Annotated in this window: 20 protein-coding genes and 1 pseudogene; 10 read left to right on the top strand and 11 right to left on the bottom strand. The window is 65.8% G+C overall.

Going from position 1 to position 23,209, the window contains the following annotated elements:
- Positions 1–51: 51 nt before the first annotated feature.
- Entirely contained in the window at positions 52–525 is a 474-nt protein-coding gene (locus KBI52_RS11250; protein WP_210807476.1) for a peroxiredoxin, read from the top strand.
- A gap of 278 nt (positions 526–803) precedes the next feature.
- Here KBI52_RS11250 and prfB read toward each other — a convergent pair.
- The 3 genes from prfB to KBI52_RS11235 form a co-directional block, all read right to left on the bottom strand.
- Positions 804–1,932, bottom strand: a protein-coding gene (prfB, locus tag KBI52_RS11245; RefSeq protein ID WP_173945922.1) for a peptide chain release factor 2 whose coding sequence is annotated in 2 segments (ribosomal slippage) — positions 804–1,862 and positions 1,864–1,932 — 1,128 coding nt in all. Because the reading frame shifts where the segments join, the coding sequence is not laid out codon by codon here.
- 170 nt (positions 1,933–2,102) lie between these two features.
- Positions 2,103–4,553 carry a penicillin-binding protein 1A gene (locus KBI52_RS11240; protein WP_210807486.1) on the bottom strand — a complete coding sequence of 817 codons (2,451 nt, stop codon included), beginning with the start codon at positions 4,551–4,553 and terminating at the stop codon, positions 2,103–2,105.
- A 109-nt stretch (positions 4,554–4,662) separates the two neighbouring features.
- Positions 4,663–5,910 carry an N-acetylmuramoyl-L-alanine amidase gene (locus tag KBI52_RS11235; RefSeq protein ID WP_173945923.1) on the bottom strand — a complete coding sequence of 416 codons (1,248 nt, stop codon included), beginning with the start codon at positions 5,908–5,910 and terminating at the stop codon, positions 4,663–4,665.
- A 606-nt stretch (positions 5,911–6,516) separates the two neighbouring features.
- On the opposite strand from KBI52_RS11235, the gene KBI52_RS11230 reads away from it, so the two are divergent.
- Positions 6,517–9,336, top strand: coding sequence for an Rne/Rng family ribonuclease (locus KBI52_RS11230; protein ID WP_210807474.1), 2,820 nt, complete (start codon positions 6,517–6,519; stop codon positions 9,334–9,336).
- A gap of 103 nt (positions 9,337–9,439) precedes the next feature.
- Here KBI52_RS11230 and KBI52_RS11225 read toward each other — a convergent pair whose 3' ends face one another.
- Complete coding sequence (locus KBI52_RS11225; RefSeq protein ID WP_210807472.1) at positions 9,440–10,621, bottom strand: pyridoxal phosphate-dependent aminotransferase; 1,182 nt, start codon at positions 10,619–10,621, stop codon at positions 9,440–9,442.
- A 334-nt stretch (positions 10,622–10,955) separates the two neighbouring features.
- Here KBI52_RS11225 and KBI52_RS11220 point away from each other — a divergent pair, with 334 nt between their 5' ends.
- The 6 genes from KBI52_RS11220 to aat all read left to right on the top strand — a co-directional run bounded on the left by KBI52_RS11220 (position 10,956) and on the right by aat (position 15,463).
- The gene (locus KBI52_RS11220; protein ID WP_210807470.1) at positions 10,956–11,735 is read left to right on the top strand and encodes a DsbA family protein; all 780 of its coding nucleotides are present in this window, start codon (positions 10,956–10,958) and stop codon (positions 11,733–11,735) included.
- A gap of 274 nt (positions 11,736–12,009) precedes the next feature.
- A complete protein-coding gene (gene aroQ, locus KBI52_RS11215; RefSeq protein ID WP_210807468.1) occupies positions 12,010–12,477 on the top strand; it encodes a type II 3-dehydroquinate dehydratase in 468 nt (155 codons plus the stop codon).
- Positions 12,478–12,503: 26 nt separating this feature from the next.
- Positions 12,504–12,980 carry an acetyl-CoA carboxylase biotin carboxyl carrier protein gene (gene accB, locus KBI52_RS11210; protein WP_173945928.1) on the top strand — a complete coding sequence of 159 codons (477 nt, stop codon included), beginning with the start codon at positions 12,504–12,506 and terminating at the stop codon, positions 12,978–12,980.
- A gap of 8 nt (positions 12,981–12,988) precedes the next feature.
- Positions 12,989–14,347: an acetyl-CoA carboxylase biotin carboxylase subunit gene (gene accC / locus KBI52_RS11205; protein ID WP_210807466.1), complete on the top strand. Its 1,359-nt coding sequence runs from the start codon at positions 12,989–12,991 to the stop codon at positions 14,345–14,347.
- 85 nt (positions 14,348–14,432) lie between these two features.
- Positions 14,433–14,711 (top strand): methyltransferase domain-containing protein, encoded by a 279-nt coding sequence (locus KBI52_RS11200; protein WP_210807464.1) that lies wholly within the window; start codon positions 14,433–14,435, stop codon positions 14,709–14,711.
- A gap of 77 nt (positions 14,712–14,788) precedes the next feature.
- A complete protein-coding gene (gene aat, locus KBI52_RS11195; RefSeq protein WP_173945930.1) occupies positions 14,789–15,463 on the top strand; it encodes a leucyl/phenylalanyl-tRNA--protein transferase in 675 nt (224 codons plus the stop codon).
- Positions 15,464–15,466: 3 nt separating this feature from the next.
- On the opposite strand, the gene KBI52_RS11190 is transcribed toward aat, so the two are convergent.
- Positions 15,467–16,072 (bottom strand): DUF2155 domain-containing protein, encoded by a 606-nt coding sequence (locus KBI52_RS11190; RefSeq protein WP_173945931.1) that lies wholly within the window; start codon positions 16,070–16,072, stop codon positions 15,467–15,469.
- A 222-nt stretch (positions 16,073–16,294) separates the two neighbouring features.
- On the opposite strand from KBI52_RS11190, the gene KBI52_RS11185 reads away from it, so the two are divergent.
- Entirely contained in the window at positions 16,295–17,302 is a 1,008-nt protein-coding gene (locus KBI52_RS11185) for an SDR family oxidoreductase (RefSeq protein ID WP_210807462.1), read from the top strand.
- A 62-nt stretch (positions 17,303–17,364) separates the two neighbouring features.
- Here the strand turns inward: KBI52_RS11185 and KBI52_RS11180 are convergent, their stop codons facing one another.
- Together KBI52_RS11180 and KBI52_RS11175 are read right to left on the bottom strand one after the other, a co-directional pair.
- Positions 17,365–18,357 (bottom strand): bile acid:sodium symporter family protein, encoded by a 993-nt coding sequence (locus tag KBI52_RS11180; RefSeq protein WP_210807460.1) that lies wholly within the window; start codon positions 18,355–18,357, stop codon positions 17,365–17,367.
- Positions 18,358–18,520: 163 nt separating this feature from the next.
- The gene (locus KBI52_RS11175) at positions 18,521–18,676 is read right to left on the bottom strand and encodes a DUF1127 domain-containing protein (RefSeq protein WP_173945934.1); all 156 of its coding nucleotides are present in this window, start codon (positions 18,674–18,676) and stop codon (positions 18,521–18,523) included.
- Between the two features lie 228 nt (positions 18,677–18,904).
- Between KBI52_RS11175 and KBI52_RS11170 the strand changes: the two genes are divergently transcribed.
- A complete protein-coding gene (locus tag KBI52_RS11170; protein WP_173945935.1) occupies positions 18,905–19,522 on the top strand; it encodes a hypothetical protein in 618 nt (205 codons plus the stop codon).
- A 7-nt stretch (positions 19,523–19,529) separates the two neighbouring features.
- On the opposite strand, the gene KBI52_RS11165 is transcribed toward KBI52_RS11170, so the two are convergent.
- The 4 genes and pseudogenes from KBI52_RS11165 to KBI52_RS33665 form a co-directional block, all read right to left on the bottom strand.
- The gene (locus KBI52_RS11165; protein ID WP_210807458.1) at positions 19,530–19,757 is read right to left on the bottom strand and encodes a hypothetical protein; all 228 of its coding nucleotides are present in this window, start codon (positions 19,755–19,757) and stop codon (positions 19,530–19,532) included.
- Positions 19,758–19,785: 28 nt separating this feature from the next.
- Entirely contained in the window at positions 19,786–20,199 is a 414-nt protein-coding gene (locus tag KBI52_RS11160; RefSeq protein WP_210807456.1) for an NADH:ubiquinone oxidoreductase subunit NDUFA12, read from the bottom strand.
- 267 nt (positions 20,200–20,466) lie between these two features.
- A complete protein-coding gene (locus KBI52_RS11155; protein WP_210807454.1) occupies positions 20,467–22,497 on the bottom strand; it encodes a M10 family metallopeptidase in 2,031 nt (676 codons plus the stop codon).
- A 251-nt stretch (positions 22,498–22,748) separates the two neighbouring features.
- Positions 22,749–23,209: pseudogene (locus KBI52_RS33665) on the bottom strand (calcium-binding protein); the annotation flags it as partial.

Genomic DNA, 23,209 nt, shown 5'->3' with positions numbered 1-23,209 from the left:
TGCACACCAGAGGTTTCCAAACAGTACATTCCGCCAAAAGGAAGGCGACCCATGTCTCTTACCATCGGAAGCAATGCTCCTGCCTTCTCCCTGCCTGCGACAGATGGTCGACAGATCAGCCTGGAGAGCCTGAAGGGCCGCAAGGTCGTCCTCTACTTCTACCCCAAGGACGATACCAGCGGCTGCACCCTGGAGGCCCGGGCCTTTCAGGCCCTCAAGGCGGAATTCGCCGACGCCGATACGGAAATCGTCGGCGTCTCGCCGGATTCCCTGAAGAGCCACGATCGGTTCCGCGCCAAGTACGGCCTTGCCTTTCCCCTCGCGTCGGACGAGGCCAAGGCCATGCTGGAAGCCTACGGGGTCTGGATCGAGAAGAGCATGTACGGCCGCAAGTACATGGGCGTGGAGCGCACCACCGTCCTGATCGACCGGTACGGCAGGATCGCCCGGGTCTGGAACAAGGTGAAGGTGGCAGGCCACGCGGAGGAGGTGCTGGAGGCGGCCCGCGCTCTTGAGCGTTCCTGATGCCCCGGAAAGGCGGATTGCCGAGGTCGGAACGGATGGAGAGGTGCGCGGAGTAAACGGCGAAAGCACGTCATTGCGAACAACCGGGGCCCTGGCCGGCTTCTGCTGTGGCGACAGCCGCGTGCTCCACTACGATCCAGACGGGACGAGGGCGCCCACGGATCAAGTTTGCGATCTTGAACGACACGACCCTGGCCGCGCACAACCTTCTTGTCGTGTGAGAGCATCGCGTCCAAATGCGGCCGCCGATCGTGCGAGCGGCCGCATTCTGCGATGTCTTAATCGATGTCCTCGACCTCCGCGTCGCCGCCATAGACGCGCTGGGCGAGCGAGGCTTCCATGAAGGGGTCAAGATCGCCGTCGAGCACGTCCTGCGGGCTCGTCGACTGGGTGCCCGTGCGCAGGTCCTTCACCATCTGGTAGGGCTGGAGCACATAGGAGCGGATCTGGTGGCCCCAGCCGATATCCGTCTTGGCGGCGGCCTCGGCGCTGGCTTTCTCCTCGCGCTTCTTCAGCTCGGCCTCGTAGAGGCGGGCGCGCAGCATGTTCCAGGCGGTTGCCCGGTTCTTGTGCTGGGAGCGCTCCTGCTGGCAGGCCACCACGATGCCGCTCGGGATGTGCGTGATGCGCACGGCCGAGTCGGTGGTGTTCACGTGCTGGCCGCCGGCGCCCGAGGAGCGGAACGTGTCGATCCGGCAGTCGGATTCCTTGATCTCGATATTGATGCGATCGTCCACTACCGGGTAGACCCACACGGACGCGAAGCTGGTGTGGCGGCGGGCGTTCGAGTCGTAGGGCGAGATGCGAACAAGGCGGTGCACGCCCGACTCGGTCTTGAGCCAGCCATAGGCGTTGAGCCCCTTGATCAGGAGCGTGGCGCTCTTGATGCCGGCCTCTTCGCCGTCGGTGATTTCGAGAAGCTCGACCTTGTACTTCCGGCGCTCGGCCCAGCGGGCGTACATGCGCTGGAGCATGTTGGCCCAATCCTGGCTTTCCGTGCCGCCGGCGCCGGAATGGACTTCCACATAGGTGTCATTCGCATCGGCCTCGCCCGAGAGCAGGGTCTCGACCTGGCGGCGGGCCGCCTCGGCTTGGAGGCTGCGGATGGTCTCCTCACCCTCGCGGATGGTGGCTTCGTCCTCCTCGGCCTCGCCGAGTTCGATCAGCGTGATGGCGTCCTCGAGTTCCTGGTCGAGGCGCTTCACGGCCGAGATCTGGTCCTCGAGCGAGGTACGCTCGCGCATGATCTTCTGCGCCGCGTCGGCATCGTTCCAGAGGTTGGGGTCCTCGGCCTGGGCGTTCAGTTCCGCGAGGCGTCGCTGGGCAGTATCCCAGTCAAAGATGCCTCCTCAGCAGCCCGACTGACTGCTTGGTCTCTTCTACGAGATGTTGGATTTCGGCGCGCATCTTCTCTTCGCTGTCCGTCTCTTCTGATAGCGGCGTCTTAAGGGGACCACCGCCGGGTGTCAAAGGAACTTCTCCCTCACGGCAAGGGATTGCTCCACGACCGGAGAACCGGCCGGGATCAATCCGTTTTCACTCGATGGAGGGTGGCTTCTATATGGTGGCTGGGCCGCTCAGTACAATCCGCTGGGGCCCGCCCCGACCGCCTGCCTGGGCCCTCCGGGAGGAGGCGCCGGCGCATACTCGGCCTGCGGAACCTCCTCTGGCTCCGGCGGGACGTATTCCGGCGGCGACTGGCCGGGCTTGAAGGCCTCGAGGATCGTGCCGCCGCCCTCGCCGCCCGCGCGGGTGCCGGTAGCGGCGTTGACGCGGATCAGCTTGATGCCGGCAGGAACGCGGAACGGCGTCGCCGGCTTGTCCTTGAGCGCCAGCTGCATGAAGTCGCGGAAGACCGGGGCGGCGTATTGGCCCGCCGTTGCCGCGTTGCCGAGCGACTTGGGCTGGTCGTAGCCGAGGAACACGCCGACGGCGAGATCGGGCGAGAACCCGACGAACCACACGTCCTTGGCGTCGTTGGTGGTGCCCGTCTTGCCGGCGAGCGGCTTGCCGACCGCCTTGACCGACTGGGCCGTACCCCGCTGCACCACGCCTTCGAGGATCGAGGTGATCTGGTAGGCGGTCAGCGGATCGAGCACCTGCTCCCGGGTCTCGGTCAGCTTGGGCGCCGCGGCGCCATCCCACTTCTCCGCATCGCAGCCGGTGCACTTGCGATCGTCGTGGCGGTACAGGGTCCGGCCGTTGCGGTCCTGGATCTGGTCGATCAGGGTCGGCTTGATGCGGCGGCCACCGTTGGCGAACATGGAATAGGCGGCCGTCATGCGCATGACCGTGGTCTCGCCGGCGCCGAGCGACATGGAGAGCAGCGGCAGCAGATCGTCATAGACCCCGAACCGACGGGCATATTCCGAGATGGCCGGCATGCCGACCTCGTTGGCGAGGCGCACCGTCATCAGGTTCTTGGAATGCTCGATGCCATAGCGCAGCGTCCGCAGGCCGCCGGATTTCCCGTCGTAGTTCGAGGGTGCCCAGGCCGCCTGCCCCGGCCCCATGTCGAGCACGAAGGGCGAATCCATGATCTGGTTCGAGGGCGTGTAGCCGTTGTCGAGGGCCGTCGCATAGACGATGGGTTTGAACGAGGAGCCCGGCTGGCGCATGGCCTGAATGGCCCGGTTGAACTCGCTCTGGTCATAGGAGAAGCCGCCCACCATGGCGTGGACGCGGCCCGTGTTCGGATCCATGGCCACGATGGCGCCCGAGATCTCGGGAATCTGGCGCAGGCGGAACTGCCCCGGTTTGTCGGAGAGCGTCTCCACATAGACCACGTCGCCCACTGAGACGGCGCGCTCGACGGGACGCCGGGTCCATTTGGCGCCGTCGGCCGTCACGAGGCCGGACTCACGGTCCTTGCCCACCTGGCCGGACGACTCGCGCTTGGGCTGAAGGCCGACCTTGGCGCGGCCTCCGGCGACCTCCAGCACGACCGCGAGACGCCACGGCTGGACGTCGCCCAGCGCCGGCACTTCGGCCAGCGCCAGACCCCACTCGCGGCCCGCGAGATCGATCTTCTGATGGGCGCCGCGCCATCCGCGCGCCTCGTCGAAGCGCACGAGACCGTCGACCAGGGCCTTGCGGGCCATGGCCTGCATCTTCGGATCGAGGGTGGACCGGATCAGCAGGCCGCCCTCATAGAGGGTCTCCTCGCCATAGCGCTCGGCGATGTCCCGGCGCACGCCCTCGGCGAAGTAGCCCGACGCGATGCTGTTCGGGGAGACCACGCGCGGCTTGACGTTGAGGGGCTCCTTCTGGGCCGCATCCGCATCCTCTTTCGAGATGTAGCCGTTGTTGGCCATGCGATCGATCACCCAGTTCCGGCGCTCGATGGCGGCCTTGCGCTGGCGGAACGGATGATAGTTGTTCGGGCCCTTGGGCAGGGCGGCGATGTAGGCGGCCTCGGCGACGGTCAGTTCGTGGATGGACTTGCCGAAATAGTCGAGCGCGGCCGCCGCGACGCCGTGCAGGTTGCGCCCCGGGGTGAGGGTGCCGAGGAAGATCTCGTTGAGGTAGAGCTCGAGGATCTTGTCCTTGGAGAAGGTCGATTCCATCCGCAGGGCGATCAGCGCCTCACGGATCTTGCGCTCGTAGCTGCGCTCATTGCCCACGAGGAAGTTCTTGGCGACCTGCTGGGTGATGGTGGATGCGCCCTGCTCCCTGGCCCCGCCGGACCGGAGATTGACCACCACGGCACGCACGAGACCCTCGGGATCGATGCCGACATGCTTGTAGAAATTCTTGTCCTCGGCGGAGAGGAATGCCCCGATCACGAGCTTGGGCATGGCCTGGATCGGCACGTAGAGCCGGCGCTCGCGGGCATATTCGGCGATCAGGCTGCCGTCCGCCGCGTGGATGCGGGTCATGACCGGCGGCTCGTAGTTGGCGAGTTGGGCGTGATCCGGCAGATCCTTCGAATAGAACCAGAATCCATAGGCCAGCCCGACAGCGCCGATCAGGAAGAAGATCGCTCCAACGCTGAAGAGGAAGCCGAAAAATCGTAGGACGAAGCGCATCCGAAGGTGTTCCATGACGGCGCCCATGGCGCCCGTTTATGCAGATCTTGAAACGCGCATCCTCGTTACCCGATGAATCGCGCCCCCGCTACGGGTATCCACACTCTATCTATGGTAAAACTGCGGCAGAGCCCCTGCGGGCGAACCGCGCGGCGAAAAAGCGATCGACCGCGACCGACATGGCGGAGACCATCTTGGCGCGCCATTCCTCGGACATCAGCAGGTCCAGATCCTTCTGGCTCGACAGGTAGCCGAGTTCGACCAGGACGGAGGGCACGTCGTGGGCGCGCAGCACCTGGAAGCGGGCCTGCCGGTGGGGATTCTTGTTGAGGCGCGCCACTGAGTCGAATTCCCCCACGAGACGGCTGGCGAAGCTATGGGAGAAGCCCCGCGTCTCCCTCAGGGTCAATTCCATCAGGATGTCCGAGACGTCGTCCGGCATGTCGCCAGCTTCAACGCCCGCGACCGCGTCCGCCTTGTTTTCGCGGTCGGCGAGGCGGGCGGAATCGGCGTCGGAGGCTCGCTCCGACCCGGTATAGACCGTCAGCCCCCTCACCTCCTGGCCGCCGGAGATCGAATCCGCATGAACGGAGATGAACAGGTCGGCCTGGGCGGCCCGCGCGGCCCGGACCCGATCGCCCAGGGACACGAACACGTCCTGGTCCCGGGTCATGAGGATCTTGTAGCGTCCGTTCTCTTCGAGCTTCTTCTTCAACCGCTGGGCGAAGGACAGCACGAGGTCCTTCTCCAGCATGTTGCCCGAGGAGGCGTTCGCCCCCGGATCGATGCCGCCGTGACCGGGATCGATGATGATGACCGGCCGCGAATCCTTGGCCGAAGGAGCGACCGGCGCGGCCGAGGCCTCCCTGGTCGCGGCGGAGCTTTCGAGCACGGCCTTGCGGAATTCTTCGCGCTCGGCGCGGGAGAGCTCGATCGTCAGGATGGTCGCCGCTCCCGTGGAGTCGAGCGCCGTCGTCATCCCGGAGACCACGGCCGGCTGGGTCAGCTCCATCACCACCCGCGAGCGGCCCGGAGCAAAGAGACCGTAGCGGTAGGATGCGATCAGGCCTTCCTTGCCGCGCCCGGCCTCCTGCGGCAGGTGGAAGGCAACCTCCGGCAGATCGATGATGACCCGGTCCGGGCGCTCCATCAGGGACACCTGGGCGGTCACCGCCTTCGACAGGGTCACCTTGAACCGGGTCTTCGCGCCGTCCGACTCGACCGCGACGGCGGCCGCGATGGCGGGAGAAGAGACCTTCCCACCCTCCGCGGCCGCACGGGCATGGCCAGCCCCGCCGGCCATGCAGGCCAGCATGAGGCACATGCCGATCAGGCGAGTGAGGAGATGACGGGCCATCGGTGATTGCTGCGAGTTCTCGCGTCCTTCCTATACTGATAGTCGGCCTTTGGTTAACGGAACCTCACGTCGCACGGACGTTTACTGAGATAGTGTTGCGTTCATGGCACAGTCACGCGGGATCTTGCCAAATGCCCCAATCGCTCTGTAATGATCTTGATCCCGTCCGGCATGGCCGAATCTGACGGCGGATCCGGAGGAGACGGTTGTGTTGACCGATCCTCCAGGAGACCCGTCACCCTCGACAGGCTCACGGACAGGACCAAATGGCGACGCTTGTCGCCACTCGCCGATGGCCGGTTTCCGGCTCATCGATATCTACGAAAGGGCCGTGTCGAATGGTTGCGCACGCGAAGTCAGTTCTGACCTTCGTCTCTGCACCGTTCGAATCGCGCGTTTCATCCCGCGCACGCCCGACCTCCACCCTTTCCGGCCACGAGCCGGCTCAATTCAACCCAGTATGCGCCCCAACGCGGCGCATGATGGCGATCGACAGCACTCCGAACGCAATTTCAGCACGCCGCCCTTACCAGCGGCGTGCCCATCCGCCCACAATGCGGCCCCTGCCTCAGGTCCTGCCCTCGATCGCCATGTCGAGAGTTCAACATGGCAAACAAGATGCTCATCGATGCCTCCCACCCGGAAGAAACCCGGGTCGTGGTGGTGCGCGGCCAGAAGGTCGAAGAATTCGACTTCGAATCCGCTAACCGGAAGCAGCTGCGCGGGAATATCTATCTCGCCAAGGTCACCCGGGTCGAACCGTCGCTCCAGGCGGCCTTCGTGGAATACGGCGGAAACCGCCACGGGTTCCTCGCGTTCAGCGAAATCCACCCCGATTACTATCAGATTCCCGTCGCCGACCGTCAGGCCCTGCTCGAGGCCGAAGCCGAGGCTCAGCGCGAGGAGGAGCACGAGGAGGAGCGCCGCAGCAACCGCCGCCGCCGCCGTTCCTCGCAGCGGCGCGCCGAGTCGGACGAGACCGTCGTCTCCACCGAAGCCGAGGCCGGGTCCGAAGACGGTGTCGCGGAGAGCGGCGAAACCTTCAATGCGGACAGCGAGACCGGCGCTGCCGAGGCGCTGGAATCCCCGTCCGCCTCGACCGAGGGCGCCACCCCCGACGAGGGCGCCGCCGAGGATGCGATCCAGGCTGTCGAAGGATCGGCCGTGATCGTCGCTCCCGAGGGAGCCGAGCAGGACGAGACGGCACGCAGCCCCGAAGCCGCGCAGGACGACGAGACCTCCCCGGCAACGGAGGCCCGCCCGGCAACGGAGGCCCGCCCGGCAACGGAAGCCCGCCCGGCAACGGAAGCCCGGCAGCCTGAAGGGGACGAGGGCGGCGAAGAGGACGATGAGGACGAGGACGAAGACGATCACGACGTGGAAGAGCACGAGATCGTCGAGCAGCTCGGCGGCGACGACGCCATCGAGGACCTTCCCCAGCGCCGTCGCGCACCGCGCAAGCAGTACAAGATCCAGGAAGTCATCAAGCGCCGCCAGATCCTGCTGGTCCAGGTCGTCAAGGAGGAGCGCGGCAACAAGGGCGCGGCCCTGACCACCTACCTGTCGCTCGCTGGACGCTATTCGGTGCTCATGCCCAACACGGGCCGAGGCGGCGGCATCTCCCGCAAGATCACCAATGCGGCGGACCGCAAGCGCCTGAAGGAGATCGCCCAGGAGCTGGAGGTGCCCGAGGGAATGGGCATCATCCTGCGCACGGCCGGCGCCTCGCGCACCAAGCCCGAGATCAAGCGCGACTACGAATACCTCATGCGCCTCTGGGAGAGCGTGCGCGAGCTGACCCTCAAGTCGGCCGCCCCCTCCCTGGTCTACGAGGAAGGCTCCCTCATCAAGCGGGCCATCCGCGACCTCTACAACAAGGACATCGACGACGTGATGGTGTCCGGCGAGGAAGGCTATCGCGAGGCCAAGGACTTCATGCGGATGCTCATGCCGAGCCATTCGAAGCTGGTCCAGCCCTACCGCGATCCGCAGCCGCTCTTCGCGAAGTTCGGCGTCGAGGCCCAGCTGGACGCCATGTTCTCGAACGTCGTGACGCTGAAATCGGGCGGCTATCTCGTCATCAACCCGACCGAAGCCCTCGTGTCCATCGACGTGAATTCCGGCCGGTCGACCCGCGAGCACAACATCGAGGACACGGCGCTGCGCACCAACCTCGAAGCCGCCGAGGAAATCGCCCGGCAGCTCCGCCTGCGCGATCTCGCCGGCCTCGTGGTGATCGACTTCATCGACATGGAGGAGAAGCGGAACAACCGCGCCGTCGAGAAGAAGCTCAACGAGTGCCTGAAGAACGACCGCGCCCGGATCCAGGTCGGACGCATCTCGCCCTTCGGGCTCCTGGAAATGTCGCGCCAGCGCATCCGCACCGGCGTGCTGGAATCCTCCTCGATCCCCTGCCCGCACTGCGCCGGCACCGGGTTCGTGCGCTCGACCCCTTCTGTGGCCCTGCAGGTGCTGCGCTCGATCGAGGAGACCCTCATCAAGAATGCCAGCTACAACCTCGTCGTCCGCACCCGGATGGAGGCGGCGTTCTACATCCTGAACCAGAAGCGCCTCCATCTGCGCGACCTGGAGACGCGCTTCGGCGTCTCGATCGCCATCGTGGCCGACGACAGCCTCCATGGCACGACCACCTATGCGATCGAGCGCGGCGAACCCGCCCTCAAGCTCGAGCACAAAGCGGCCGCGACCGGCATCCAGATCGACGCCATCGCCATCGATGAGCCCGTCGAGGAGGTTGAGATCGAGATCGAGGCCGACGAGGAGATCACCGAGGAAGCCCAAGGCGGCGAAGAGCGTGGCGAGGAAGGTGAAGGCGGCCGCCGCCGCCGCCGCCGCCGCCGCCGCCGCGGTCGTGACCGGGAGACCTTCGCGGGCGAATCCCAGGCCGAGGAAGGCTCCGAGGCCGGAGAGGCCGAGGGCGAATCCGACGAGGAAGAGGCCGAGGTCGAAGCCACCGGAGACGAGGCTGCTCCCGCCGAAGCCGGCGAGGCGGACGACGATTCCCGCGGTGGACGCCGCCGGCGCCGTGGCCGTCGCGGCGGCCGTGGACGCAGCCGGGACGAGACGGTCGAGTTCGCCGTGGAGGAGGGCTTCGTGGCCGCCGACGACGCGCAGGCCGCACCGGTCGCCGAGGAGTCTTCTCAGGAAGCCGCCGAGCAGGCGGTCGAGAATGCGGCTCCTGCCGAGACCGGCACCGAGGCGCAGGCAGAGGAGCCCCGTCCGTCCACCGAGGCCGAGCCGATCGTCGCCGCGCCCCATCCCGTAGCCGAGGCCCCGGTTCCACCGCCCGCCCCCGTGGCTCCCGAGCCGGAACCGGTCGCGGTCGTGCTGACCCCGGAAGATCCCAACCGGCCCAAGCGCGCCGGCTGGTGGTCCAAGGCAAAGTCGGTCCTGAGCGGATCGTAGAATCCATAAAGAAATGCCCGGCCTTGAGCCGGGCATTTTCGTTTGACCACGCGCCATCATTCCGGTTCGGCCGATGGTCTCCCCAACCGACTCTCGGGTGTCGTTACCGCAGCCATCCCTTCAGCCGGGCCACGGTCTCGCGGCAGTCGTTTTCCGATCCGGCGAAGGAGAACCGCAGGTAGTGGGAGCCTTCGATGGGGTCGAAGTCGAGGCCCGGGGTCGCGGCGACGCCCGCCTCCTCCAGCATGCGCTTGGAGAAGCCGATTGAATCGTTCGTGAAGCGGGCGATGTCCGCGTAGATGTAGAAGGCGCCGTCCACCGGGTGCATCTCCGTGATGCCGACCTGGGGCAGTTCCTCGAGCAGGTAGGCGCGGTTGCGGGCATAGCCGGCCTTTACGGCCTCGAGTTCCTCCGCCGCATCGAAGGCGGCGAGCGCCGCCACCTGGGACAGGTAGGGAGGCGAGATGTAGAGGTTCTGTGCCAGTCGCTCGATGGGGCGCACCAGACGGTCGGGCACCACGATCCAGCCGATACGCCAGCCGGTCATGCAATAATATTTCGAAAACGAGTTGATCACCACCGCATCGTCATCGGACGCGAGCGCCGTCGAGGCAGCCTCGCCATAGGTGAGCCCGTGATAGATCTCGTCCGACACGAACCACAGCCCCAGGCGGCGGCAGGTCTCGCCGAGTTCCGCCAGCGCCTTGCGGCCGATCATGGTGCCCGAGGGGTTCGCAGGGCTCATGGCCAGAATCCCGTGCAAGGGCTTCTCGGCATGGGCCTTTTCGATCGCTTCGGCGGTCATGATCCAGCCGTCCGCCTTGGCGAGCGGGATCGTGACCGGCTCGATGCCCAGGGCCTCCAGGATATTGCGATAGGCCGGATAGCCCGGCGCCGTGATCGCCACCCGCTGGCCCGGATCGAAGAGGCTCAGGAAGGCCAGCACGAACCCGGCCGAGGAGCCGGTGGTCACCACGACGCGCTCGGGGGCGATGCTCACCCCGTAGGCGTCGCGGTAATGCCGGGCGATGCGCTCCCGCAGGGCCGCGATGCCCAGCGCCTCCGTGTAGCCGATCCGGCCGAGATCGAGGGCCGCCTTGGCCGCTTCCCGGGCCGCGCGGGGCGCGGGCGCCGACGGCTGGCCGACCTCCATGTGGATCACGCTGTCCCCGCGCCGTTCCTTGGCGGCGGCCGCGCTCAGCACGTCCATGGCCAGGAAGGAGGCGACGCGATCCATGCGGCGCGCGATGAGGGGCGAGTGGAGATCGGCGGATGATTTGGTCATGAGAAGGCTCGTATCCCGTCGGACGGACGGTCTCAAGACGGTTCTTCATCGCGCGTCCTTCGCGGCTGAATCGTCAACGGGCGAAAGGAATCCCTAGCGCTGCGCCTGGTCGTGGATCCCCTTCCCGGCCTGCGGCTGCTGGGGATGACATCCACCACGTCATGGCCAGGCCTGTGCCGGTGATGACGTGAAGGGCATGAGGCTGACAATACGAACCCGTGATTTGACGCCACAGGGCCGAAGCCGCTAACTCGCGGTAGAACAACGAGTCTCAACTCCGCCTCGAACCATTGCTACACCCAGAGGCATCGACGACTCCCGCAAAGGACCGCATATGCGCTTTTCGCTTCTCTCCATCGGCCGGACCGCAGCCCTGCTCGGCGCTCTGGCGATCGCTCCCGCCGCGATGGCGCAGAGCCCGGTCTTCAACGAGCAGCAGAAGCAGGCCATCGGCGAGATCGTGAAGGACTACCTCGTGAAGAACCCGGAGGTCCTGACCGAGGTCATCGCCGAGCTCGAGAAGCGCCAGGCGGAAGCCCAGCAGGTCGCCCAGGCCAGCGCCGTGAAGGAGACCAAGCAGTCGCTCCTGAACGCGTCGCATTCCTATATCGTGGGCAATCCCTCGGGCGACATCACCCTGGTGGAGTTCTTCGACTACAATTGCGGCTACTGCAAGAAGGCCCTGTCCGACGTCCAGACCCTCATGAAGAGCGACCCGAAGCTGCGCGTCGTCCTGAAGGATTTCCCGGTTCTCGGACCCGATTCCGTCGAGGCGAGCCGGGTTGCGCTGGCGGTCAAGAACCAGCTCCAGGGCCAGAAGCTGTTCGACTACCACATCAAGGTTCTGGAGAGCCGCGGCCGGGTGAACGGAGAGCGCGCCATGGCGGTCGCCAAGGAGATGGGCGTCGACATGGCCCGCCTCCAGAAGGACGTCGAAAGCTCCGAGGTCCGCGCCGCGCTCCAGGAGAACATGGCCCTCGGCGACAAGCTGAACCTGACCGGAACCCCGGCCTTCATCGTCGGCGAGACGGTCATCCCCGGGGCGGTCGGCATGGAGCCCCTGAAGCAGCTCGTGGACAACGTCCGCCAGTGCGGCAAGGCGAGCTGCGGGTAGGCTCGCTCTCGACGTCATCACCGGGCTCGTCCCGGTGATCCCAATACGAAAAGCGCGGTGCTTCAAGCAATCGGGATGGCCGGGACAAGCCCGGCCATGACGGAGGATGGCTCCTCCTCTGCCGTTCGGTCGGCCTCGAACTGCCCCTCCTCCCTTTGCGGAATGCACGCCTAGCTTGGGAAAGCCTTGGTTTTCCCCTTCCCCCGTGCTCGCCTTTTGGATAAGAGGGCGTTTCGGCTCCGCCTCGCGGGGCGCCAGGAACGCTCCTTTCGCGATGACCACCGTCTTCGTCCTCAACGGACCCAATCTCAATCTGCTCGGCCGCCGAGAGCCCCAAGTCTATGGCAGCACGACGCTGCCGGACATCGAGAAGCTCGTGCGCGAGAAGGCGGAGGCTCTGGGGACGTCGGTCACGTTCCGCCAGTCGAACCACGAGGGACATCTGGTCGACTGGATCCAGGAAGCGGGCGCTCAGGGAGCCGGCATCGTCATCAATGCCGGCGCCTACACCCACACCTCGATCGCGCTGCGCGACGCCATCTCGGGCAGCGGCGCTCCGACGGTCGAGATCCACATTTCGAATGTTCATGCTCGCGAAGGCTTTCGCCATCGCTCGCTCATTGCGCCCGTCTCCGTCGGGGTGATCTGCGGTTTCGGGCCCCAGAGCTACGTGCTCGGCCTGGAGGCGGTTCACCAGGTGATGGCCGAGCGGGCCCGTCAGGCGAAGTCTTCCCAGCATTAGTTCCTCAGGAAGTAGAGGTAAGCCCCATGGCCAAGGAAAACCCTTTCGATCCCGATCTCGTCCGTGAATTGGCGAACCTGATCGCCGATACGGATCTCAGCGAGATCGAAGTGGAGAAGGGCGACCTTCGCATCCGCGTGGCCCGTACGGTGACGGCCGCGGTGTCCGTCCCGGTCGCGGCGCCCGCCGCGCTCGCCCCCGCTCCGGTCGTCGCGCCGCCGCCGGCGGCCGCCTCGGCGGACGCTGCCGCCAAGCCGGGCGCCCCCCATCCGGGCGCCGTGCTCTCGCCCATGGTGGGCACCGCCTACCGCAAGCCGTCTCCGGACGCGAAGGCCTTCGTCGAGGTCGGATCCAAGGTCCAGGCCGGCGAGAAGGTGCTGCTCGTCGAAGCGATGAAGACCTTCAACGAGATCGTGGCGCCCCGCTCCGGCACCGTGACGGCCATCTTTGTCGAAGACGGAACTCCTGTTGAATACGGTGAACCCCTCCTCGTCATCGAGTAAGGCGCGACATGTTCGATAAGATCCTCATTGCCAATCGCGGCGAGATCGCCCTGCGCATCCTGCGCGCGGCGAAGGAGCTCGGAATCGCCACCGTGGCGGTGCACTCCACCGCCGACGCGGACGCCATGCATGTCCGCCTCGCCGACGAAAGCGTCTGCATCGGGCCGCCGGCCGCCCGCGACAGCTATCTCAACATCCCGGCCCTGATCGCCGCCTGCGAGATCACCGGCGCCGACGCGATCCATCCGGGCTACGGCTTCCTGTCCGAGAATGCCCGGTTTGCGGAGGTGCTGGAGCACCACCGCATCGCGTTCATCGGCCCCAAGGCGGAGCACATCCGCATCATGGGCGACAAGATCGAGGCCAAGCGCACCGCCAAGCGTCTCGGAATCCCGTGCGTGCCCGGCTCCGAGGGCGGCATCAACGACGAGGACGAGGCCAAGAAGGTCGCCAAGGACATCGGATACCCGGTCATCATCAAGGCGGCGGCCGGCGGCGGCGGCCGCGGCATGAAGGTGGCGCGCAACGAGGACGACCTCGTCCATGCCTTCCAGACCGCCCGGACGGAGGCCAAGGCGGCCTTCGGCGACGACGCGGTCTATATCGAGAAGTACCTCGAGAAGCCGCGCCACATCGAGATTCAGGTTCTGGGCGACGGGCGGGGCAACGCCATCCATCTGGGCGAGCGCGACTGCTCCCTGCAGCGCCGCCACCAGAAGGTCTGGGAGGAAGGCCCCTCGCCGGCGCTGAACGTCGAGATGCGCGAGCGCATCGGCGGCGTTGTGGCCAAGGCCATGCAGGACCTGCAGTATGCGGGCGCCGGCACGATCGAGTTCCTCTACGAGGACGGGGAGTTCTACTTCATCGAGATGAACACCCGCATCCAGGTGGAGCACCCGGTCACGGAGATGATCACGGGGATCGATCTGGTCAACGAGCAGATCCGGGTCGCGGCCGGGCATCCGCTTTCCGTGACGCAGGCGGACATCCACATCGAAGGCCATGCCATCGAATGCCGGGTGAACGCCGAGCATCCCTCGACCTTCCGCCCCTCGCCCGGCACAATCAGCTACTTCCATCCGCCGGGCGGTCTGGGCGTCCGGGTCGACTCGGCCGCCTACCAGGGCTACCGCATCCCGCCGCACTACGATTCCCTCGTGGGCAAGCTCATCGTCCATGGCCGCACCCGCAACGAGTGCCTCATGCGTCTGCGGCGTGCCCTCGACGAGTTCGTGGTCGACGGAATCGACACCACCCTGCCGCTGTTCCGGACTCTCGTGCGCAACCCGGAAATCCAGAACGGCCAGTACGATATCCACTGGCTGGAGAACTTCCTGAAGACGGGTGGCCTGAGCGAAACCGAGTAGAATTATAATAACATAGCCAACCTCTTGTTCTGATGTCATCGGAACAGGAGGCCCGCCCTTTGTCGAAGCGAGGCCATGGACGACCATGCCTCGCTTTCTTCATGTCGGCTGCGGTCGCAAGCGCAAGCATCAGACGGTCAGGGCTCTGGCCGATTCCGCGTGGGACGAGGTGACGCTCGACATCGACGAGAGCGTTCGGCCGGACATCGTCGACAAGCTGCCGCAGCTGTCCCAGGTCGCGTCCGACAGTTTCGACGCCGTCTATTCGGCGCACAACATCGAGCACCTTTACCCGCACGACGTTCCGGTTGCCCTGGAGGCGATGCGACGCGTCCTCAGCCATTCGGGAGCTTGGCAAAATTGACCTGAGGCCGATCTGACTTCGCGTTTCGGCCATCCTATTTTATGAAGGATAGCTCGAACGATCGGATATGTGCGTGAATGACCCGGTCTCCCGACCACGCGATTGAGATTACACCCGATATCCTGCTGAAGGCCTATGCGGCCGGCATCTTTCCCATGGCGGAAGATGCCGACGATCCTTCGCTGTTCTGGGTCGAGCCGCGCGAGCGGGGCATCATCCCGCTCGACCATTTCCATGTCTCGAAGCGCTTGGCCCGCACGGTCCGCTCAGACCTCTTCGAGGTTCGCGTCGACCGGAATTTCGACGGCGTGGTGGCCGGCTGCGCGGCGCCCGGCGTGGACCGGGAGAAGACCTGGATCAGCCGGCGCATCCGCGAACTCTATGGCGAACTCTTCGATGCCGGCTATTGCCACACGGTGGAGGTCTACCAGGATGGCCGTCTCGTGGGCGGTCTCTACGGGGTGCGCCTCAACGGCGCCTTCTTCGGCGAGAGCATGTTCCACACGGAGCGGGATGCCTCGAAGGTCGCCCTCGTGCATCTGGTCGCCCGCCTGCGCCGCGGCGGATTCTCGCTCCTGGACACCCAGTTCGTCACCTCGCATCTGGCGCAGTTCGGCGCCATCGAGGTCCCCCGGCGCACCTACAAGCAGATGCTGCGCAACGCCATGGACCATGGCGCCGACTGGACCGCCTGGCCCGTGGACAGGGCCGTCAGCGGCGAGGAGGTCCTTGCCGCCCTTCAGGCCGGATGAGTTCTACCGGTCCGTGTTGATGATCGGTGCCGCGGGCGCCTGGCGCCGGGCCGGCTGCCGCGGTTCGGGCTGGCGCAGGGGGGCAGTCTGGACGGCCGGCGGGCGCGGCGCCGTCGCGCCGGTCGGCGCGATGATGTCGCCCGGGCGGCCGGTCTCGGCCGGGGCCCTGGTCGCATCCTGGATCGGCGGCGGTTCCTCGGGCGTTTCCTTGGGCTCGGCGATGATCTCCGTGCCGCCTTTGCAGTCGACCAGCCAGATGTCGTAGACCGGATGCTCCAGACCGTGCAGGCCCGGGCTCGCGGCGAAGAGCCAGCCGGAGAAGACCCGCTTGGTCTTGCCGTCGGTGCCGGGCTCGTCCACCTCGATGAAGGACGTGGTGTTCGGCGCTTCCGTCGGCGGCTTGGTGAAACAGACCCGCGGCGTCATCTGCAGGGCGCCGAACTGGACGGTCTCGTCGATCCCGACCTCGAACGACACGATGCGTCCCGTGATCTTGTCGAGGCCCGAGAAGACCGCCGTGGGGTTCTTGATCCGGTCCGCATGGGCCGCGCCGAGGCCGCCGATTAGCGATGCGAGCACGAAAGCCGCCCGCGTCCATCCGATTGTCATCATCTGATCCAAGCCAAGTCCGATCTGGCGGTTTCCGGCCGCGCCCCTGTTCCGGGCAACGCGATAACACGCGAACCATGATGGAAAAAGGGCAAGCCGGGAAAGAAGCCCCAGGGATCCACGCGAGCCGGGGAATCGCCCTCACGACAACGTCAACGAAAATTCTGAACCCGCGGGTATTCCGCCGGTTAACCGGGCTCGACCCTTGATGGAAGGCTGGACATGGACGAGAGCAACGGCAATGCGATTTCGCGACGCGGCGTGATGGGGGGAGCAGCGGCGGGTCTCGCCGCAGCGGCGACCGGCCCGGCAGGCGCCCAGAGCGCAGGATCCACCTCCGGCGGCACGGCCGCCAAGGATGATCCGACCACGAAATACCCGAAGCCGCCGTTCCGCTCTCAGTCCCAGCCCTGGCCGGGCCTTGCCGGCAAGATGGACCCGCGGCCGGATCACGGCGAGACGAGCTATAAGGGATCCGGGCGGCTCCAGGGCCGCAAGGCCCTGATCACCGGGGGCGACTCGGGGATGGGACGGGCCGCCGCCATCGCGTATGCCCGGGAGGGCGCCGACGTGGCCATCAGCTACCATCCGGACGAGGAGCCGGATGCCCGCGAGGTGATCGATCTGATCAGGAAGGAGGGTCGCATCGCCGTGGCGCTTCCAGGCGACATCCGCGACGAGGCTCTCTGCAGCCGCATCGTGGCGGATGCCGTGCGGGCGCTCGGCGGGCTCGACATCCTCGTCAACAACGCCTCCCGCCAGCAGCAGCGGCAATCGCTCCTCGACATCACGTCGGACGACTTCGACGCGACGATCAAGACCAACATCTACGCCATGTTCTGGCTCACGAAGGCCGCCCTGCCGCACCTGACCCCGGGATCGGCGATCATCCAGACCACCTCCGAGCAGGCCTATGATCCGTCGGCCAATCTCGTCGACTACGCCATGACCAAGGCGGCCATGATGAACTTCACAAAGTCTCTGGCCAAGCAGCTCGGCCCGAAGGGCATCCGGGTCAACGGGGTCGCACCCGGGCCGATCTGGACGCCGCTCCAGGTCAGCGGCGGCGCGACCCAGGAGAAGCTGCAGCAATTCGGCGGCGATACCCCCCTCGGCCGCCCCGGCCAGCCCGTCGAACTGGCCTCGATCTACGTCCAGCTCGCGGCTGCGGATGCGAGCTATGCGACCGGACAGGTCTACGGAGCCGCCGGAGGCAGCGGCCAGCCATAGATCCTCGCCTCTCGCGGCGTCCCGGTGCTGCGTGGCCCGGGTCGCCGGTCGTCAATGCGGAATCAGACGGATTTTGCCGTCTCCGGCGCGGCAGGCGCCTTCGCGCTGCTCGCGAAGCGACGGGCCAGAACCGCGCAGGCCATGAGCTGGATCTGGTGGAAGATCATGAGCGGAAGCACGATAGAGCCGACGTCCTGACCGGCGAAGATCACGTTCGCCATCGGGGCACCCGAGGCCAGGCTCTTCTTGGAGCCGCAGAACGTGATGGTGATCCGATCCGCCCGGTTGAAGCCGAACCAGCCGCTCACATAGAACGTGAAGCACAGCACGACGACGAGCAGCACGATGTCGATCACCACGACGGCGACGAGATCCTGGGCCGAGAGCTTGTGCCAGAGCCCCTCGATGACCGCCTCGCTGAAGGCCCCGTAGACGACCATCAGGATCGAGCCCCGGTCGACGACCTGCGTCAGCGTCTTGTGCCGGCCGAGCCACCGGCCGAGATAGGGCTGAAGCACCTGACCGAGGATGAACGGGGCGAGCAGCTGCAGCAGGATGCCTTCGAGCGCCCCGAGGGAGAATCCCCCGCTCCCCTGGGTGTGGAACAGAAGCCCCACGAGCAGCGGGGTCAGGAACATGCCCAGGATGTTCGATGCGGAGGCCGAGCAGATCGCCGCCGGCACGTTGCCCTCGGCGATCGACGTGAAGGCGATCGACGACTGCACGGTCGACGGGAGCACGCACAGGAACAGGATGCCCGTCGCCAGGGCGGGCGTCATCAGGTTCGGCACGGCCAGGACGATGAGGCCGAGAATCGGGAAGACCACGAAGGTGGTGACCAGCACGAACAGATGCAGCCGCCAATGGATCATGCCGGCGATCACCACGTCGCGCGACAGCCGGGCGCCATGCAGGAAGAACAGCAGGGCGATCGCGAGATTGGTCGCGACGGAGAACACCTCGCCCGGCGCGCCGCAGATCGGAAGGATCGACGCGACCACGACCATGCCGAAGATGGCGATCGTGTACCATTCCCGTGAGATGAGAGAAGCCATGGATACCTTCACAATGGTTGGCGTCTCGGACGACGCGTGACCGGACCTGGATCTAACGCTCCAGGGCGCCGTTCTCCTTCGACGGCCTGGCCGGAGAAAACGCCCTGAAACGCGAACGCCCGCCAGGGGCGGGCGTGACCTTCACGATCCGGGGCCGTGCGGCTTACGCGAAGGCTGCCGCGCGGGCGATCCGGGAAATGTCGTAGCGGGCGATGCCGAGATCCGACAGGTCCCGGTCGGAAAGCTGCGACAGCTCGCGGACGGTCTTGCGATACGAATGATAGCTGCGAATTTTCGAAAGAATGTAGGAAACGAACATCTGAGCCCCCAGCAGTGGACCGACCGTCGCGGCCGGTTGTCTTTGCTCTTGTAGCGATGCGCATATAAGGGCGCCGGCCGGCCCTGAGGAGCCACAAGAACTGCTATCCGTCATGCCTCAGCAGCATATCGGCGCGTCGATTCCGCCCCTCCCCTGCATCCGATGGGCTTTGCTCCGGGAACGGTTCCGTTAAGCTTGAACCGCCACATTCATCGGGACCGCAGGCCTATGAACGAAACCGCTCTCGCAAGTGACGAGACACGCCGGCGCCTCGGCTTTCTGTCTCAGGGAGACACGGCCGCCCTTTCCCGGCACGGCATCCTGGTACCGGATCCGGGCTCGGTGCTGATTTCGGGCGAGGTGCGGCTGGAGGACGAGGTCGTCCTCTGGCCCAACGTCGTCCTGCAGATCGCGGAGGGCGGGACTCTCGTGGTCGGCCGGGGAACAGAGCTTTTCTCAGGCACCCGGATCGTCGCCGCGGGAGGATCGGTCGCGATCGGCCCGGGCGCCGAGATCGGCGAGGAAGGCGGCTTCACCCTCAAGGCTGCCGCAGGCGAGATCATCCAGGTCGGGGACGGTGCCCGCCTCCTCGGGGGAGGATCGCTGACCCGGTCGAACCGGATCGGCCGCGGAGCCCAGATCCTCGGACCCATCCGGTGCCAGACCTGTACCCTGGGCGACGGCGGGACTTATCGCGATCCCGAGCCCGACGAGCGCGGCGGTGTTCTGAAGGGTTCCGGCGTGGCCCGGGGGATCGAGGTGCCGCAGGGCCATGTGGTCCAGGCCTTCGGCCTGTTCGCCGACGCGGCCATGCGGCGCCAGTCGTATTTCCATCCCAAGGGCTGAGCCCGGTTCAGGACCAGTCCTGCTGCAGGGGATTGGGAGCCGGATCGGTCATCGGATCGCCCTCCCGTTCGCGCCGCTCGAAATGGGCCAGGGAGCAGCCATGGGAGCACAGGACCCCATGGTCCGACCAATAGGCGGGGCCGTTCTCGACCCGGCCGGCATGGACGCTGAAATCGGGATGGCCATAGGCGAGGCCGCACTCGACGCAGGTGCGGGCTTGGGCTCGTTTCAGCATGAAGACCGTCTCAGGAAGGCGCCCTGCCTCACTCCCCGGGCGTCCACGGCACGTAATCGCCGGTGGCGGCGGGTCGCTGCCCGGCCGACAGGCTGGAGCCCTGCGGACGATAGGCCTGGACCGTGCCGGTCATGTTGGGCACGTAGGGCCTCTCCCAGGGATGCGGCTGATAGCTCTCCTCGCTCGGAGGCACATCGCCGTTGTGGCACAGCCAGGCGCGCCAGCCGGGCGGCACCTTCGAGGCATCGGCATCGCCGTTATAGACGACCCAGCGGCGCTCGGCGCCCACGTTCGAGTCGATCGCCTCGGCTTGAGTATAGCGGAAGTAGCGATTGCCGAACTCGTCCTCGCCCACGAACTGCCCCTTGCGCCAGGTGAAGAAGCGCGTGCCGAGGGTCTGTCCGTTCCACCAGGTGAAGAACTGGGTGAAAAACTCTTTCATGCTGCTGCCGCCGAAGGGGGTTCGTGAAGTTGCGCGGAATATGGCGACAGCGCACCGGGAAGTCCAGGGTAAAGATGCCCTGGGCTTCCGCCCGGCCCGGCGCGTATAGGACAGGTTTCAACCGGCCGTCGGCCGGCTTCCGCCTGCCCGGAACCAAAGACAGGTACCATCGCAGGAAAAAGGCGAGACCCGATGGCCCCGCCTTCCATTGTCACCGATGCGGACTGGAAGCGCGGCTTGTCGGCTCCTGCCCGCAGGCCGGACCGCTCATGCGACGAAGAAGTCGGAGGCGCTGAGGACCGTGCCGGCGCTCACGGTGGCGAACTTGATTGCTGCCACGCCGCCCGAGCCGTCGACGTCATAGAACAGCTCGCCGGTGGCCTGGACGTACAGGATGTGGTGATCGAAGCTCGTGGCCGCGCCCAGGCTGAAATACGCGCTCGAGAGCGCTCCCGTGCCCACGTCCATGAACACGCTCCGGCTGAGCACGATCCGGTCGCCCTCGGCGGCCGAGAAGTCCTGGATCGTGTCGACGTTACCGGCCCCCAGCCCGGTCGAGAACCGGAAGGCATCCGCCCCCGCCCCGCCGTTGAGCACGTCGTCGCCGAAGCCGCTGTCCAGCGTGTCGTTGCCGGCGCCGCCGACGAGATAGTCGCCGCCCCCTTTGCCGATCAGCGTGTCGTGGCCGCCCTCGCCATAGAGCTGGACGCCGTTGCCGCCGCCATTGTCGATGCCGGTCAGGCTATCGTCGAAGTTCGAGCCCTGCACCACCTCGACGTTGGAGATCACGTCACCGTGCGCGGCCCCGCCATTGAGGTTGGTGCTGAGATCGACCGCCACCCCGCTCGTGGCGCTCTGGTACGACACCACGTCCCAGCCGGCTTGGCCGTCCATCACGTCGCCGCCGGCGCCGCCGTCGAGCCAGTCATTGCCGGCGCCGCCGAAGAGATAATCGCCGCCGGCCTTGCCTATGAGGCCGTCGTCGCCGCCTTCGCCGTAGAGCTGCACGCCGTTGCCGTTGCCGCGATCGATGCCGATGAGCATGTCGTTGTGGTTCGAGCCCTGCAGCACTTCCACGTTCATGATCCTGTCGCCGGCGGCCGCGCCAGCATTGACGTTGGTGGTGAGATCCACCGTCGCGCCACTCGAAGCGGTCTTGTACGACACCACGTCCCAATCCGCGCCGCCATCCATCAGGTCGGCCCCGGTACCGCCATCGAGCCAATCGTTGCCCTCGCCGCCGATGAGCGTATCGTTGCCGGAAGCGCCCGACAGGCTGTCTTTGCCGTAATCGCCATCAAGACGGTTATCAGCGGCGTTTCCGATGATTCTGTCGTTTGCAAACGAGGCGATGACGTTCTCGATCAGAGAGCGGGGATCATCTTTGTATTGCAGCGCATTGAAAATATTGCCCTGGGCAAATTTATCATCGCCAAGCGGCGCGAGTTGACGGGTTGAAACGATCGACCACGCTCCAGGATTTAGGTCGATCGTCATCCCCTGATCGAAGCTGCTGAAGTCGTAAGTGTCGATGCCGCCGCCGTCCCACACCGTCATGAAAATATTATAGGCGTGGCCGACTTGGACACCATTGACGAAGGTTTCTCTCTCAGGCGTCCATTTGTAGACGGTGTCCGTGCTGTTGGTGTCGAAGTTGGCGCCATAGAGGTGTTGCAGGGCCGCGATGTCATACATCATCAAGGTTTGAGGAAAGATCGCGGCCTTGGTCCCCTCGGGAGTCTCGTCGCCGACATACTCTCTATAGGTCATGACGGAGAATTCTATAGAGTCGCGATCGGGGGTGAGAACGAAGGGATTGTTGGTATTAGCCTGTTCATGACCGTGCTTGAGCCCGAGCGCATGACCCAGCTCATGCAGAAGCGTGTGGTAACTATAGGTTCCTACCCCTCCTGACGTGACGCCGTCGTGCAGCCAAACGTCGCCGGCGTGCCCATCGGACGGGGCCAATTTCGGATAATAGGCTGTCGGCCGTTCCAGTTCTGACGATCGCCCGACCGCGATATCAGAGCGTGAACTGCCTGTTGAATAGAAAACGAGATTGGCCACGGCACTCGCGGAGGTGAGCGTCATGTAATCCCCGGATTGGGGCGCGGACGTAGGCCCTTCCAGAATGTTGCGGACGGCTTGCTGGATTCCGGCTCCGACGGGTGCGAAACCATCCATGAACGAATATTTGTAGCGATAACCGTCGAGGGAATCCGGGAAGTAATAGCCTATGACCGGCGTGGACCAGGAATAACCCGAGAGAAGGGCGTAGGTGTTGTTAAAGAGGGTCATGGGCGTTTCCTTGTGCGTCGTATCTCAGAATTTTACACATTATATCGTATCGTTTCCAGCACCTAATACGTGTCGGACCGCTATGTATCGTCAAGCCGATTCCGTTCACGCACAGGAAAGGCGCAGCTTTCGCTGCGCCCTCTCCGTCTCATACGTTTCCTATGACGAGACCATGAGGTCTCTGGCACTGAGGGCTGGGCCCGGTGCAACTGAGGCAAACCTCACCCCAGCCCCGCACCCTTGCCGCTCCCTTACCAGATCAGGAAGTTGGCGGCGCTCAGCTGCGCATGGTTGGCGAGCACCGCGACCTTGATCTGCGCCGCGCCGCCCACACCGTCGGCATCGTAGAACAGATCGCCCGTCGCCTGATCGTACACGATCCGGTGCGCCGTCGTCGTGGCCGCCGTGCCGAGCTTGAACGCCGTGCCGGCCAGGTTGTACGACCCGGCCTGCGCGAACACCGCAGAGCCGAGCGCGATGGTGTCGCCCGCAGCAAAGTCCTGGATCGTGTCGACGTTGCCGGTGCCCAGCGCGCTGGTGAAGGCAAAGGAGTCCAAGCCCTCGCCGCCGTTCAGGACATCACTGCCGAAGCCGCCGTCGAGCCAGTCGTTGCCGCTGCCGCCGAACAGGTAGTCGCCGCCACCCCAGCCGTACAGGGTGTCGTTGCCGCCCTCGCCGTAGAGCTGCGCCCCCGAGCCGCCGCCGCGATCAA

This window comes from Microvirga sp. HBU67558, from assembly GCF_018069605.1.
Taxonomy (GTDB): Bacteria; Pseudomonadota; Alphaproteobacteria; order Rhizobiales; family Beijerinckiaceae; genus Microvirga; species Microvirga terrae.
The sequence above is the reverse complement of the archived record's forward strand: the minus strand, read 5'-3'. Positions and strand labels throughout refer to the sequence as shown.